This is a genomic window from Eupransor demetentiae, assembly GCF_963930865.1.
Taxonomy (GTDB): domain Bacteria; phylum Bacillota; class Bacilli; order Lactobacillales; family Lactobacillaceae; genus Eupransor; species Eupransor demetentiae.
This window is the reverse complement of the sequence record NZ_CAWVOH010000002.1, coordinates 147,022-161,682: the sequence shown is the minus strand read 5'-3', so window position 1 is coordinate 161,682 and position 14,661 is coordinate 147,022. Positions and strand designations below refer to the sequence as shown.

Here is a 14,661-nt window from a genome sequence, read left to right as displayed (position 1 = left end):
TTCGGGAGATATCTGGTTCTGTATAATGTTTTTTTGAGAGAAGGAGCAATTTATGCAGAATAAAATTTACACGATTTTAGCTACCGCGGCAGTCACCATCGTGGCCGTTGTCGGCGTCCTCTACTACATTGGCGACCAGAATTCTTCCGACCACCATCCTCAAAAAGAGGAACGTTCTTCATCAAGCTCCCAAGAATCTAGCTCCTCATCGTCTTCAAGTGAAAAAAGCGATGACGATGCAGATGATAATAGTGACGATGATGAAATCAAGCAGGTTCAGGCGGCGTTGATTGGGAATGGGTTTGATCTTCGGTTGACCGATTACGACGGCGTTCCAGTAGAAGAAGCTATGAAAAAACCTGGATCACCACAGAATTTGGTCCATGATGGTATAAAACAATTCTATTTCCAGGATGATCACGTTGTTCGCCACACTGGCTTGGGAATGTACGTCGGTGGCGCCACCGGTCATTATCAAATCCAACCAAATAAGTTAATCATTACTTATGCCGGAGGAGCATCATTTACTGTCCCCTATAACGTTGATGGAGATAATGTAAACTTTGAACCATGGACTACCTCAGGAGATGGTCATTCCTATACCTACAATTTTGTATCCGACCCAAATGCCAAAGCCTATATTGACTCGAAGCCAATGCAAGATTAATAAAAAAGCCCTCCCGGGCTTTTTTATTTCCGCTCAATCAATTTTGGCAAACAAAGGCTTCATGATTAATGGGGCTGCAATTGTCGAGATAATGATGACGATGATAAACTCGCCGGCCACACTTTCACTAATGAGATGACTAGAAATGCCCATCTGCGTGATGACGAGCGCCATTTCACCACGAGAAATCATGCCGGCTCCGATGGCGCGAGAACCATCTTTTGATAAGTGAGACAAGCGTGCTCCCCAGAAGGCGCCCAGATATTTGCTTGCAATCGCCAAAATGGAAAAGGCCAGGATAATCCAAATTTTGCTAGCCATGTTATTAAGGCTTAATTCCAAACCAATCGATCCGAAAAAGATAGGATAAAAGAACCATTCGCCCGAAATCGTCGTGCCCTTAACCAGCTTGTCCGGACTCCACCAGGACTGAATTGCAATTCCAATGAAGAAAACAATGACTGGCATGAGGTCCAGCCAGTGAAATTCACCACTGCCAGAAAAAATTGAAAAGACGGTCACAGCCACTAAGGCGAGAATGTCGTCGATAACTGCAGCTGCCAGTATAATGGCGCCAATCGGCGAAGAGAGTTTTCCTTGTTCGACCAGCACTGCCAACGTGATGGAAATTGACGTGGCTGCAAAAACCATTCCCGAGAAAATCGCTTCCGGTTCCTGATAACCAAGCCACAAAAATGCAATTGGAAAAGCTATCATTGGCAAGATCATGCCGAGCAAGGCAATCCAGAACGAGGCCCGCCAGTGCTTTTTCATGGCATCCAAATCCGCCTGCAAACCCGATTGGAACATCAGCAACAACACGCCAAATTCTGCCAAGCTAGCAATCAAATTGTTACTATGAACAAAATTCAAAAGTGCCGGGCCAAGCAAAACCCCCGCTAATAACTGTCCGACGACTTCCGACAAACCGAGTCGCTGCGTGATTTTACCGGCCAACAGCGTTCCAACAATCAAAATCATAATCTTCATCCAAATCATGGCATCTCCTCAAAAATAAAAAGCTTCAAAGAACCCTGGTTCCCCGACCAAGAATTCTTGAAGCTTTTTTGCCCAACCGAAAGTGATATTAACTTGATTCTATTATAGCAAACTGCACACATGAGAATAAATAGTCTTTTAAATAAAAAATTGGTTTGATTGTAGAATCCCGACAGCAAATATATGTGTAAACTGCATTAGATCAAGCTTGATTACAATTCTTATTTTCGTCCTAACTGTCCCAAAGTGTTATAATTGGTACAGTTAAATAGAAAAGAGATAACTGGAATGACAAACTTAGGACGTGAGCATTTTAAAATGTACAAGTCCGGTAAACTTTGGATGATTTCAGGCCTCTCCCTCTTATCAGGACTGACCATAGCAAATCAACAGGCTTCAGCGGACAGTACTACCACTACTAGTGCAACGACTTCAGAAAGCACCTCGACAACCAGCGATAGCCAAGCAATTTACGGCGATTCAATGGCTTTGAATGTCACCACCACGGCGGCATCGACGAGTTCTGCTACTGAGCAAAGCACTTCAAATACCTCGACACAAAGCACTTCAAATACCTCGACACAAAGCACCAGCGACACAGCGGTTACCTTGGACGAGATTGATCAAGGTTTGGGCAACCGAGTTGGTGCCAGTGAGGGCACAAACTACAATTACAGCGACCTTGCTAGCGATGGCAAAGTCCACACAAATTCCATTTCATGGCAATACAACGATGGTGCGGTTTTGCCAACTGGTTATGTTGATGATGCCAATAACGGTAACGGTTCACAGTTCGTCTTCGTCATTAACCACGGTTCAGGTTTGAAGCAGGGCGACACCATTACCATCCCCATCACATCAAACTTGGATAACCAACCTGGTTTGAACTACTGGAACGCCGGCAATTTGAGTCCTCATTTGAATGGAATTTCAAATAGCGTTCATTTTGATGGCGATAACATCGTTATCCCAATTGATGATCCGTCCTTTAGCGACCGTGGTTACCGCGTTACTTTGAACTTTTCGCTGTCTCAAGAACAGGTCTTCCCTAAGTCAGCTGGTAACGGGACTGATTTAACCTTTACCCAAACGATTGGTGATCAGACCCATCATTACTCCTGGAATCCGTTGCCAACTTCTCCTGATTTTAAGGAAAACAACAACGTTGCTGATACGGTTAATTCGATTGTGGCCAATGATAATCAGGGTGTTTCTATTCGTTCTGGTATCCACAACACGGATGGCGGCCCTTTCTCAAAGCTAGTTCTCCTCAATAATGGTCAGGACTACGTTGAGAAGCGGATTATCACCGCCACGGTCGATTCTACCGGCAAGCCGGCCTACATCGAAGAAGGCGGTTACTTCTGGGCTCGTTTGGCCATTCCATCCGGTTATGGTCCTGCTACGGAAGCACCCGGTTGGTCTTCCAAAGCCGCAAACAACAACTATGTCACGGCCAACACTGCCCTCATTTCGACCTACTTTGTTGAAACGAATGACATTCCTCAGCCCGGACAGTACCGTGTTCGTCGTTTAGCTGACAACAAGCTCGAATACGAAATCAACTACGGCAAAGAACAAGGTGTCACGGTCAGCCGCGATAACTACATCACCCTGTTGAAGTCGCAGTATGCTGGTATTTCCCAAGACACGATTAACCAGGATTTGGACCGCTACAGCAACGCTGACGGTACCGTTACCCTGCCTTACGTGATTAACACGGGAATTAACATCGCTAACCCCAACGACACTGACCACAAGGTTAAGTACACGTCGACCGAAACCAATAATCGCAACGATCAGTCGGACACGGTAGTTGGCTATACTTCTGGTAAATCCAACATTAATTTGGTTGAAGGTCAGACCCTGGTCACCGTTCACTTCGTCGATGAAAATGGTCAGCAAATCGCTCCCGGCAAGTACTACTACAGTGATTTGGACAACGCGAATGCTACCTACGATGCCGCTTCTGAAAACATCGACGGCTACGAACTGGTCAAAGCCCCTGATGAAGCCGTGAAAAATGCTCAGGGTGGCTACGACATCGTCGATAAATTCCCTAGCGATAAAAACATCGAGTATACCTATGTTTATAAGCACACCGATGGCTACATTTCGACCTCTATCTCATCATCGACATCAGGTTCCAATTCGGAATCACATGCCGAAAGTGTTTCCGGAAGTGTCAGCAAGGATGCCAGCGGTTCAAACTCAAAGAGTTTGTCCGATTCCTACTCAGGTAGCTCTTCGCAAAGTACATCGCATTCTGCTTCCGAAAGTGTTTCAAGTTCAACTTCTGGCGTAAATTCTAAGTCGGCAAGTGGATCTGAAAGTTCCTCAACTTCGGCTTCAAAGGACGCTAGTTCCTCAAAATCCGGTGCGGAGAGTGTTTCAGATTCAATTTCAAAGTCAGCCAGTGAATCCACTTCAACTTCGAAGAAAGATTCGACGTCGAAATCCGCGAGCGAATCGACTTCAGCGAATAAGTCTGCTTCTGATTCGGCATCAACTGCTTCAAAATCGGCCAGCGAGTCTACTTCCACTTCTGACTCGATTGCCTCAAAGTCAGCCAGTGAATCGACTTCTGCTAAGAAATCCGCTTCTGACTCGGCATCAACCGCTTCGAAATCGGCCAGTGAGTCGGCTTCAACATCGAAGAAAGATTCTACATCGAAATCTGCGAGCGAATCGACTTCGGCAAACAAGTCTGCTTCTGACTCGGCATCTACTGCTTCAAAATCGGCCAGCGAGTCGACTTCTACTTCTGATTCGATTGCCTCAAAGTCAGCTTCCGAGTCGGATTCGAAGAAGGCCTCAACGTCAAAGAGCATTTCTGATTCAAAGTCAGCAAGTGAATCCACTTCGGCTAATAAGTCGGCCTCTGACTCAGCATCAACATCAAAGAGCAGTGTCGATTCTAAATCAGCGAGTGAATCAACTTCAACATCTAAGAGTAGTTCTGATTCGACATCAGCTTCAACATCAACAAGCATTTCTGAATCAGACTCGACCGATTCGAAGTCAAAATCAGAAAGTACATCAACTTCTGAATCTGTTTCGACATCAAAAAGCATTTCAGAATCGAATTCCGTAAATTCAAAGTCTGCAAGTGAATCAACCTCAGCTTCAAAGAGCGGTGCTGACTCTAAATCAGCGAGTGAATCCACTTCAGATTCAATTGCTTCAAAATCAGCAAGTACCTCTGCTTCAAAGAATGGTTCAGATAGCGCTTCAACTTCAACTTCGAAGTCGAAGAGCGAATCAGAAAGTGTTTCTGCAAGTAAATCTACTTCAGATTCAAAGTCAGGCGTCGACAGTACTTCCGACTCAAAGTCGGGAAGCACATCAGCATCAATTTCGAGTTCCTAATCGACGTCAAAGTCGAAGGCAAGTAATTCAGAGTCCGCATCCGGAGCCGGTTCTGCTAGCGCTTCGACCTCAACCTCAACGTCTGATTCTATTTCTGATTCCGATTCAAAATCAGAAAGTATTTCCATTTCGGACTCAAAGTCTAAGTCGGACTCTGCAAGTACTTCCGCTTCAACTTCTGACAGCAAGTCAAAGGCCGGTTCAAATGGTTCTGTAACCCCTCATTCAAATTCCAAGAATGGTTCGGGTTCAGCATCCACATCGACCTCAACCTCAATTTCCGGTTCAATCTCTGGTTCCAACAACTCTCACTCAAACTCGAATGGTCCCGTTGACCCCGGTTCTGCCTCAAGTTCTGACTCGACTTCGACCTCAATTTCTGGTTCGATTTCTGGTTCAAAAAATCCTCATTCAAACCCGAATGGTCCCGTTGACCCCGGTTCTGCCTCAAGTTCTGACTCGACCTCAACCTCAATTTCCAGTTCAATTTCTGGTTCAAAAAATCCTCATTCAAACTCTAACGGACCCGTTGACCCCGGCTCTGCCTCAAGTTCTGACTCGACTTCGACCTCAACTTCTGATTCGAAGAGCGAATCAAGCAGTACTTCGGCCTCGACATCCGCTAGTGATTTCCACTCCCGTTCTAACGACTATTCAAAGCACGCCAGCCAAACGCACTCGATGAGCGATGCCGTTTCCATGGCGCAAAGTCACACAGCTTCGGTGGCTAGTTCACTTTCAAATGCCAAAAGCCAGCAGACTGCCCTTCCTAACACAGGAAAGCAGGCTAAAGAAAACAATGACGATGCTGCACTATTCATGGCGGGTATGGCTTCATTGACCATGCTTGGCACCCTTGAATATCTTCGTCGTCGTCACGAAAATTAATTTTCGGGCAAAATAAAACCCTCACTCATAGGAGTGAGGGTTTTTCTTATTTATTATTCAAAGTAGCGGCACAAGTTTCGATAAAGGCTTTACGGCGTGCATCCGTATCCTTCGGCTTATGCATCATGCCCATGATTTTAACTTGCTTAAGCTTTACACCGCAGTAACCGAGAATTCCGTTTCGCCAGCGTCCGACAACACCAGCAAAGTAACGGGTATAAAAGGCTGGGCCGCGGGAAGTGATTAAGAGGTCGGCCGTCTTGCCCTTAAAAAGCTTAGCGGGCAACATATCCGTCACCTTTTTGTACTGGTAAGCAACGTGCGGCGTCAATGTTCGCTCGAGCAAACCATGCAAAACTGAAGGTTCTGACGCCCACCAAACTGGGAAGAAAATCGTCCAGTGGTCAGCCCAAATCATCTTCTGCTGAACACTATCTGGAAAACTTTCATCTTCCATGTGCTTACGGTAGCCATAGCGCAAAACTGGATCAAAATCAGCTTCCGCAAGGTCAACTAGTTCCACTTCGTGACCCGCCTGCTTAGCCTTTTCGACATAGTTCAGCGCATTAGCATGGTTGAAAGAGCCTGCATCGGGACTGCCCTGAATAACTAAAATTTTCATTTTACAATTCCTTTTTCATCAAGATATCGCGTTGATGATCACCACCAAAATCGAAATCGTGGTCACCACATTCAATAAAACCAACTTTTTGATAAAAGGACAAAGCGCTTTCGTTTTCCTCCCAAACACCTAACCAGAGGTACTTCTTACCGGCTTTTTTGGCTTGCTTGATGGCAAATTCCATCAATTGGCGACCCAGTCCCTGGCCCTTATAGCGCTGCTTAAGGTATAGGCGCTGGATTTCCATGCCATCGGCGTCACGGTATTCGGTCTGCGCTTGACCGACATTCAGCTTAATATAGCCAGCATACTTTTCACCGACCATATTAAAATAAAATTCACTATCGGGATTAGCGACTTCGGCAGTCAACTGTCGGTCCGAATAGTTTTTCGCCAAGTATTCAGCCAGATGGGCACGATCATTATCCTTACGAAAAGTATCGGAAAAAGATTCGATACTTAACTGCTGTAAATGAATCACGTCCTTGGGGGTCACGAGCTTGATTTGTCCTTGCATCGTTGCATCCTCTATCTTTAATTTACAGGCTTATTGTACTATTTTGGACCTTGACGCGTCAGGATTTTTAGCGAATTTATTGGAATTATTTTTCAGCGATTTTAAAGGCTTGGTCCAAGTCGGCAATCAAGTCTTCCGGATCTTCCAGACCAACGGACAAACGAACCAGGTTCGTCTTGATACCGGCCTTTTCACGCTCTTCAACCGGTAATTCGGCGTGCGTCATGAAGTAAGGCAATTCAATCAGACTTTCGACGGATCCCAGACTCACCGCCAACCAGATCAATTTGGTGTTGTTAACCAATTTCTTGGCATCCACCTTGTCATTGACTTCAAAGGAAATCACACCACCGTAGCCCTTAATTTCTTCCTTGGCCACTTGGTCACTGGCATCGCCGGCCTGTCCAGGATAATAGATTTTGCTAATCACATCATCACGACTTTCCAAGTAGGCCAAAACCTTTTGCGCGTTTTTAATGTGACGGTCAAGGCGAACCGACAAAGTCTTAATCCCACGAATCACGATATTACAATCCTGGGGTGCCAGAATTCCACCAATGGCGTTTTGGGCAAAGTAAACGTGGTCGGCCACGGCCTTGTCATCAGTTACCACCAGCCCCGCAATAACATCCGAGTGCCCTGCCAAATACTTGGTAGCAGAGTGAATGACAACGTCGGCGCCTAGCTTCAGTGCCTGTTGCAAGTAAGGCGTCAAGAAGGTGTTATCCACAATCGTCAAAAACTTGTGGCGACGGGCAATGGCTGAAATGGTACGAATTGAAGTGACCTTCAAGAAGGGATTGTCGACCGGCTCAAAGTAAATGGCGCGGGTATTTTCCTTAACGGCCGCTTCAACTTCTTCCAAGTTCTGGGTATCGACCGGCGTAAATTCAATCTCTAACTTTTCCAAATAATCGTGAATCAAGCGGAAAGTTCCACCGTAAATGTGCTTGGAAACCAAGATGTGGTCACCAGGACGGAAGAAGCTGAAAACGGCGTGAATAGCAGCACTTCCGGAGGCAAAGGCAAAACCGTGTTGGGCTTCTTCAAGGGCCGCAATCTGTTTTTTCCAAGTATTCTCGTGTGGGGTTGAGTGAACGGGAATAGTCGTACTTGTTTTCCCCATCAATGTCGTCAAAGGCAAAGGTTGACGACTGATAAATTGGCACGTTAACTGCACCGGTGTTGTTGTCATGGAGGTCGTTAAGACCTTTCCCAAAAATCAATTTCGTGTTAAATCCTGTCATAATTGCTCCTCTCGCAAATAAAAAAGTCCCGCAGTCTGTTCAAGACTACGGGACGAAAATTCGTGTTACCACCCTGTTTTTAGTCAGCATCACTGCCGACCACTCGATAGGTACGTCAAAAAGAGATACCCTGCCGCGATAACGGGCGCACCCGGCCACTGCTAATCTGAAGACTCACAGCAACTGTCACTCAGAGACCATTTTCGCTACCCTTGAAACATCAACTTTCACCATCTGTTGACTCGCTTTAGATTCGCCGCTAGGTACTTATCTCTTCAACGTTTCGATTGCTTGCAGTATAAAACGGGATTTTCTCTTCGTCAAGAGAAAATTAATTCTAAATTAGAAAAATGATATTTGACAAAGAAAAAATATGTGCTTATACTCGTCGCATATTCATAAAGTCAAAATATTGGAGAAGAGCCTGGCTCAATAATCCGTCTGCAGTGACCTTCGTTTAGTGCAAAGAAGGGCCGGATTGAGCCAGGTAGATGAACTCTGTAAATGGCCCGCGGTGCAAGCCGACGGCCCGGCCGGAACCGTTATTTTCCCAGGCATGTTTGTGTCGTTGAGGTTTAAGTAGTGATGCTTAAATAAAGTTGGGTGGTACCGCGCAAGTTTTTCGTCCCATGGTTTCTAATAACTATGATTCGAAAAACTTTTTTTATTTACCCGATGAAAGGACTGCAGCATGGGAAAGATTAATATTCTAAACGGCTACAACAAAAACTGTACGCGCGGCGATCGCAATGGTATTAATTTGGTGATCGTAAACTTGATGCCCACTCGCGCTGAAACAGAACACCAATTTATTAGTGTTCTTAAGAATGCTCCCTATAACTTCAATCTAACTTTTGCCGGCATGGCCAGCCACCACTACCGCCACTTTGCAGATGACATTCGCGAAAAGTACGTCACCTTGAATCAGATTGAAGATAAGCAATACGACGCACTATTGATTTCGGGTGCCCCACTCGATCGCAAGAGCTTTAACGAAATTGACTACTGGGACGAGTTTAAGAAATGGCTCGATTGGCGTAAGGATCACGTCCGCACCAGTCTCTTTACTTGCTGGGCCGCTTGGGCTGCCGGAGAAATCGAAGGCGTTTGTAAGGGAAAACAGCTAGAAGAAAAAACTTACGGCGTATACCAAACGCAAGCCTTCACCATGCCCCATTCACGCTACTTCCGAATTGAAAAAGATAGTTTGCGGCCACAGGCGGAATGCATCGCCGGCAACCAGGAACTTGGCGCAACCCTCTTCCATGACCGCGATTTAAACAGTTACTATGTGACCGGCCACTTGGAGTATAGCACCCAAACCTTGGCACAAGAATTCCGCCGCGACCGTGAACGCGGTTTGAAAACTGCCGAACCAAAAAATTATTTTGGAAAAAATAAACGGCCCCATAATAGCTGGCAACGTTCAACTAGAGCCTTTTACCGACTTTGGTTGTCCCCCTTCGTCAACAAGAAATTGCAATAAATTTAAAAAAGTTCTTGACAGAAGGAAACAATGGCATTATATTTTGATTAAATTATTAAACGTTGATGAGATAAGTAAAGTTCAGCGGCAAGCTAAAGAGAGCCGACATTTTGGTGAAAGTCGGTCTTGCTTAGAATTTGAAAATGGTCTTGGAGTTCAAACAAGTAGCGAGTTCATTGAATTAACTACTTGCGGGTGCGCCCGTTATCGCGTCAGGGTATCTCCATTTTGGACGTACCTGTCGAGTGGTCAGTAGTGATGCTGACCAAAATCAGGGTGGTAACACGATTTAATCGTCCCGTAGTCTTTGCGAAGACTGCGGGATTTTTTATTTGCCCGAACTTCAAGATCATTATAAAAACAACGCAACCTGAGGAGGTTATAGGTATGAGCACGAACATTATTGGATTTCCACGAATTGGTGAAAACCGCGAACTCAAGCGCGCAACGGAAAAGTATTGGAAGGGTGAAATCGACCAGGATCAACTGAACGATATCGCTGATGGCCTAAAGGACAAGAACTGGCAGAAGCAAGCCGAATCTGGTTTGACTTGGATTGCAACGGGCGACTTCTCCTACTTCGACAATCTTTTGGACTTGGCGAACTTGCTCAACATCATCCCCAAGCGCTACAAGGACTTGAAATTGAATCCATTGGATACATATTTCGCACAGGCCCGTGGTTACCAGAGCGAAGGCAAGTCAGTCAAGGCTTTGCCTCTTAAGAAGTGGTTCAACACCAACTATCACTACTTGGTACCTGAATTTGATGACGACACCGAAGTACGCCTCGCCGGCGACACGCTTTTCCAAGACTTAACGAAGGCCTTGAAAAAGCACAAGAACGTTAAGACTTCTTTGATTGGTCCCTTCACCTTGTTGAAGTTGGGTCACTTCAGCGGCGAAAAGCAAGCCCGCAACTTTGCCCCAGCTGTTGTTGCAGCCTACAAGGACATCTTCAAGAAGCTCAACGAACATCAACTTGCTTGGTTGCAAATTGATGAACCCGCCATCGTCTTTGATTTGAGCGATGACGACCGCGCCCTCTTTAAGGAAATCTACAAGGATTTGCTTAGCGAAAAGCACAATTTCAAGGTCAACTTGCAAACCTACTTCGGCGATGTACGCGACATCTACGATGATTTGATTGAACTTGACTTCGACGGCCTCGGCCTTGATTTCCTTGAAGGGAAGGAAAGCTTGGACATCGTTGGTAAGAAGGGCTTCCCAGCCGACAAGGTCCTTTTCGCCGGCGTCTTAAACGGTAAGAACATTTGGCGCAACAACTACACCGCCACAATTAATTTGTTGAAAAAGTTGCCAGTGACCGAAGACAACTTGGTTATCTCAACTTCATGTTCGTTGCTCCACGTTCCTTATAACGTCGACAACGAAACTGAATTGGCTAGCGACATCAAGCAGCACCTATCATTTGCATACCAAAAGTTAAACGAATTGAATGACTTGAACGCCATTTACTTTGATGGCCACAAGGATAAGTTGGATGAAAACCAAAAGGTCTTCGATAACATTCAACATCCAGCCGATACAGCTGTTCAAAAACGTGTGCAGGACTTGAAGGATAGCGACTTCGTTCGCTCTCCCGAACGTGCTAAGCGTGAAGTGCTCCAAAAGAAGCGTTTCAACTTGCCTGAATTGCCAACCACTACCATTGGTTCCTTCCCACAAACGAAGGATGTTCGTGAAAACCGTTCACGTTTCCGCAAGGGTGAAATTAACCGCGAACAATACCAAGAATTCATCGATGAAAAGATCAAGCGCATCATCAAGTGGCAAGAAGAAGCTGGTTTCGATGTCTTGGTTCACGGGGAATACGAACGTAACGACATGGTCGAATACTTCGGTGAAAACTTGGCCGGCTTCGTATTTACCAAGAAGGCTTGGGTCCAATCATACGGTAGTCGTGCCGTTAAGCCCCCTATCATCTGGGGTGACGTTAGTCGTAAGCACCCTATCTCAGTCGCAACGTCAACTTATGCTCAGTCTTTGACCGACAAGCCCGTCAAGGGAATGTTGACTGGACCGGTAACCATCTTCAACTGGTCCTTCCCACGTGAAGACATTTCACCAAAGGAATCCGTTACCCAAATCGCACTGGCTATCCAAGATGAAGTTTTGGATTTGGAAAAGCACGGCATCGCTATCATCCAAATCGATGAAGCTGCCCTTCGTGAAAAGTTACCACTCCGTAAGACGGACTGGTACAGCCAGTATTTGGACTGGGCCGTGCCCGCCTTCAAGTTGGTTCACAGCCGTGTCCAACCGGAAACTCAGATTCACACCCACATGTGCTACAGCGAGTTCAATGACATCATCCCCGCTATCGATGCCTTGGACGCTGACGTCATTTCATTTGAAGCATCTCGTTCCGATCTTTCCATCATCGATGAATTGAAGAAGAACCACTTTGAAACGGAAGTTGGCCCTGGGGTTTATGACATTCACTCACCTCGTATTCCAAGCACGGACGAAATCCACGGTATCATCCAAAAGATTTTGGCCAAGTTACCAGTCGACAAAGTTTGGGTGAACCCAGATTGTGGTTTGAAGACGCGTGGTGAAGCCGAAACCTTTGCCAGCCTCGAAAACCTTGTTAGTGCAACCAAACAAACCCGTGCCGAACTCTCAGAAAACCTAGTAAAGGAGTAAAATCAATGGCCTTGTCAGAACTTTTTAAAGATAAAACGGTCTTTTCATTGGAGATATTTCCTCCAAAAACTCCAAAGGGACGTCACAACTTAATCCAAGCTCTGACTGGCATTCAAAGTATCCAACCAGATTTTATTTCGATTACTCAGTCGGCGGCAGCGGGATTTAGTGAACAGGCAACCCTGCAACTCGCTAGTCAAATTCAAAACGACTTGAACATTCCATCCGTTGCCCACATTCCCTGTTTGTACCATTCAAAGGAAGAAGTAGCGGACTATCTTGAAGAGCTGAAAGCCCACGGGGTGGAAAACATTTTGGCCTTACGTGGTGATGCCTGCACGGACAAACCAGCCGTCGGAGATTTCCGCTATGCTTCAGATCTCGTTGAGTTCATTAAAGGATATGGTGATTTCGATGTTTCTGGTGCAGCCTATCCACAAAAGCATCCTGAATCCGACAGCGTCGTTTCCGATACCTTGTACCTCAAGGAAAAGGTGCAAAAAGGGGCCAGTCACTTGATTACCCAAATGGTCTTTGACAATCAAGACTACTGGGATTTCAAGCAACGCCTCGATCTCGCCGGTATTCACGTACCCGTCGAAGTCGGCATCATGCCCTGTACGAACTTAAAGCAAATTAAGCGCATCACCGAAATGTCCGGTATTAAGCTACCCAGAAAGTTCATCGCGATTATGGATCGTTACGCCGATAACCCAGTCGCCATGCGCGATGCAGGCATTGCCTACGCCATTGATCAAATTGTTGATTTGATTGCTAACGGCGTCGATGGCATCCATCTCTACACGATGAACAACATGGAAAATACGCAGCGGATTTGGGAAGCCACCCATAACTTATTCCAAGCTACCCAAAGTAGCCACTTTAACGCCAATCAAACCACTCAGGAGGATCATTATGAGTCAAGAAAAGTTACACTTTGAAACACTACAAGTTGACGCCGGTCAAAGCGTTGACCCAGCTACCGGTTCTCGAGCCGTTCCGATTTACCAAACGACTTCTTATGTTTTTAAGAATGCTAAGGAGGCTGCGGACCGCTTCGCACTAAAGGAACCGGGTAACATCTATACTCGTTTGACCAATCCGACGACTGAGGTGGTCGACAAGCGTATGGCTGCTTTGGAAGGTGGAACCGCAGGGGTAACTCTCGCTTCTGGCTCTGCCGCCATCACGTCCGCCATCCTCAACATTGCGGAACAAGGCGACAACATTGTTTCGGCTGCAACTTTGTATGGTGGTACGCACAATCTGTTTGCGGTAACTTTACCCAAATTAGGGATTCAGACCACTTTTGTTAATCCGGATGACCCTACTAATTTCGAAGCAGCCATCGACGAAAAGACCAAGGCTTTGTATGTCGAAAGTATCGGTAACCCCAATATTAACCTGGTTGATTTTGAAGCCATCGCGGCCATTGCTCACAAGCACAAGATTCTCTTTATTGTGGATAACACCTTCGGAACGCCTTACTTAGTCCGTCCTTTGGAACATGGTGCTGATATCGTGATTCACTCCGCCACTAAGTTTATTGGCGGTCACGGGACTACGATGGGCGGCATCATTGTCGAAGGCGACCAGTTCGACTACAAGGCCAGCGGCAAGTATCCCGGCTTGACTGAACCAAACGAACAGTACAACGGTTTGGTTTTCGCCGACTTGAAGGGCGCCGCTTTTACCACCAAGGTACGTGCGGAAAGCTTGCGTGATTTAGGTGCCTCGATTAGCCCCTTCAATTCTTTTCTTCTTTTGCAAGGATTGGAAAGTCTCTCGCTACGAGTAGAACGCCACGTTTCCGACACGGAAAAAATCGTCGATTACTTAAGCAAACACCCTAAGGTGGCTTGGATTAAGTATCCGAAATTGCCGGATTCCCCTTACCACGACCTTGCGGAAAAGTACTTTCCCCGCGGAGTCGGCTCCATCTTCACGCTAGGCCTTACCGGTGGTGAAAAAGCGGGTAAGGAATTAATCGACCATCTCGAACTCTTCTCGCTCTTGGCCAACGTTGCGGACGCAAAGTCTTTGATTATCCATCCTGCCTCAACCACGCATGCCCAACTAAACGAAGAAGAACTCAAGTCAGCCGGTATCACACCGGACCTCATCCGAATTTCAATCGGAATTGAGAACGTTGACGACCTCATCGCCGACCTTGATCAAGCCCTGGCCCAAGTATAA

At 46.1% G+C, this 14,661-nt stretch carries 11 protein-coding genes, 1 pseudogene and 2 other annotated features; of the genes and pseudogenes, 7 read left to right on the top strand and 5 right to left on the bottom strand.

Annotated elements, in window-relative coordinates:
- Positions 1–52: 52 nt before the first annotated feature.
- Positions 53–667, top strand: coding sequence for a hypothetical protein (locus ABSY64_RS05140; RefSeq protein ID WP_349642012.1), 615 nt, complete (start codon positions 53–55; stop codon positions 665–667).
- Between the two features lie 33 nt (positions 668–700).
- Here ABSY64_RS05140 and ABSY64_RS05135 read toward each other — a convergent pair whose 3' ends face one another.
- Complete coding sequence (locus ABSY64_RS05135; protein ID WP_349642011.1) at positions 701–1,666, bottom strand: cation:proton antiporter; 966 nt, start codon at positions 1,664–1,666, stop codon at positions 701–703.
- 288 nt (positions 1,667–1,954) lie between these two features.
- Here ABSY64_RS05135 and ABSY64_RS05130 point away from each other — a divergent pair, with 288 nt between their 5' ends.
- Positions 1,955–5,035, top strand: a complete 3,081-nt coding sequence (locus ABSY64_RS05130; RefSeq protein WP_349642010.1) for a KxYKxGKxW signal peptide domain-containing protein — start codon at positions 1,955–1,957, stop codon at positions 5,033–5,035.
- Here ABSY64_RS05130 and ABSY64_RS05125 read toward each other — a convergent pair.
- On the bottom strand, positions 5,032–5,163 hold the full coding sequence (locus tag ABSY64_RS05125; protein ID WP_349642009.1) for a hypothetical protein: 132 nt from the start codon (positions 5,161–5,163) through the stop codon (positions 5,032–5,034). The two genes, ABSY64_RS05130 and ABSY64_RS05125, sit on opposite strands and share 4 nt — an antisense overlap.
- 571 nt (positions 5,164–5,734) lie before the next feature.
- On the opposite strand from ABSY64_RS05125, the gene ABSY64_RS05120 reads away from it, so the two are divergent.
- Positions 5,735–5,923: a hypothetical protein gene (locus ABSY64_RS05120; protein WP_349642008.1), complete on the top strand. Its 189-nt coding sequence runs from the start codon at positions 5,735–5,737 to the stop codon at positions 5,921–5,923.
- A gap of 46 nt (positions 5,924–5,969) precedes the next feature.
- Here the strand turns inward: ABSY64_RS05120 and ABSY64_RS05115 are convergent, their stop codons facing one another.
- The 3 genes and pseudogenes from ABSY64_RS05115 to ABSY64_RS05105 all read right to left on the bottom strand — a co-directional run bounded on the left by ABSY64_RS05115 (position 5,970) and on the right by ABSY64_RS05105 (position 8,309).
- Positions 5,970–6,545 carry an NAD(P)H-dependent oxidoreductase gene (locus ABSY64_RS05115; protein WP_349642007.1) on the bottom strand — a complete coding sequence of 192 codons (576 nt, stop codon included), beginning with the start codon at positions 6,543–6,545 and terminating at the stop codon, positions 5,970–5,972.
- 1 nt (position 6,546) lies between these two features.
- Positions 6,547–7,062, bottom strand: coding sequence for a GNAT family N-acetyltransferase (locus ABSY64_RS05110; RefSeq protein WP_349642006.1), 516 nt, complete (start codon positions 7,060–7,062; stop codon positions 6,547–6,549).
- Between the two features lie 85 nt (positions 7,063–7,147).
- Positions 7,148–8,309 (bottom strand): annotated as a pseudogene (locus ABSY64_RS05105) (trans-sulfuration enzyme family protein).
- A 45-nt stretch (positions 8,310–8,354) separates the two neighbouring features.
- Positions 8,355–8,597: a binding site (T-box leader), on the bottom strand.
- A 403-nt stretch (positions 8,598–9,000) separates the two neighbouring features.
- On the opposite strand from ABSY64_RS05105, the gene ABSY64_RS05100 reads away from it, so the two are divergent.
- From ABSY64_RS05100 to ABSY64_RS05085, 4 genes are all read left to right on the top strand, one after another.
- Entirely contained in the window at positions 9,001–9,795 is a 795-nt protein-coding gene (locus ABSY64_RS05100; protein WP_349642005.1) for a homoserine O-acetyltransferase/O-succinyltransferase family protein, read from the top strand.
- A 53-nt stretch (positions 9,796–9,848) separates the two neighbouring features.
- Positions 9,849–10,099 (top strand) — a binding site (T-box leader).
- A gap of 83 nt (positions 10,100–10,182) precedes the next feature.
- Positions 10,183–12,465: a 5-methyltetrahydropteroyltriglutamate--homocysteine S-methyltransferase gene (metE, locus tag ABSY64_RS05095; protein ID WP_349642004.1), complete on the top strand. Its 2,283-nt coding sequence runs from the start codon at positions 10,183–10,185 to the stop codon at positions 12,463–12,465.
- A 5-nt stretch (positions 12,466–12,470) separates the two neighbouring features.
- Entirely contained in the window at positions 12,471–13,406 is a 936-nt protein-coding gene (metF, locus tag ABSY64_RS05090) for a methylenetetrahydrofolate reductase [NAD(P)H] (RefSeq protein ID WP_349642003.1), read from the top strand.
- Positions 13,381–14,661, top strand: a complete 1,281-nt coding sequence (locus ABSY64_RS05085; protein ID WP_349642002.1) for an O-acetylhomoserine aminocarboxypropyltransferase/cysteine synthase family protein — start codon at positions 13,381–13,383, stop codon at positions 14,659–14,661. The genes metF and ABSY64_RS05085 overlap by 26 nt, the downstream gene beginning before the upstream one ends.

Bases quoted from the DNA above. Each gene is read 5' to 3' on its own strand.
- ABSY64_RS05140 (WP_349642012.1), top strand. From the start codon at position 53: ATGCAGAATAAAATTTACACGATTTTAGCTACCGCGGCAGTCACCATC.
- ABSY64_RS05135 (WP_349642011.1), bottom strand. From the start codon at position 1,666: ATGATTTGGATGAAGATTATGATTTTGATTGTTGGAACGCTGTTGGCC.
- ABSY64_RS05130 (WP_349642010.1), top strand. From the start codon at position 1,955: ATGACAAACTTAGGACGTGAGCATTTTAAAATGTACAAGTCCGGTAAA.
- ABSY64_RS05125 (WP_349642009.1), bottom strand. From the start codon at position 5,163: ATGGAAATACTTTCTGATTTTGAATCGGAATCAGAAATAGAATCAGAC.
- ABSY64_RS05120 (WP_349642008.1), top strand. From the start codon at position 5,735: ATGGCGCAAAGTCACACAGCTTCGGTGGCTAGTTCACTTTCAAATGCC.
- ABSY64_RS05115 (WP_349642007.1), bottom strand. From the start codon at position 6,545: ATGAAAATTTTAGTTATTCAGGGCAGTCCCGATGCAGGCTCTTTCAAC.
- ABSY64_RS05110 (WP_349642006.1), bottom strand. From the start codon at position 7,062: ATGCAAGGACAAATCAAGCTCGTGACCCCCAAGGACGTGATTCATTTA.
- ABSY64_RS05100 (WP_349642005.1), top strand. From the start codon at position 9,001: ATGGGAAAGATTAATATTCTAAACGGCTACAACAAAAACTGTACGCGC.
- metE (WP_349642004.1), top strand. From the start codon at position 10,183: ATGAGCACGAACATTATTGGATTTCCACGAATTGGTGAAAACCGCGAA.
- metF (WP_349642003.1), top strand. From the start codon at position 12,471: ATGGCCTTGTCAGAACTTTTTAAAGATAAAACGGTCTTTTCATTGGAG.
- ABSY64_RS05085 (WP_349642002.1), top strand. From the start codon at position 13,381: ATGAGTCAAGAAAAGTTACACTTTGAAACACTACAAGTTGACGCCGGT.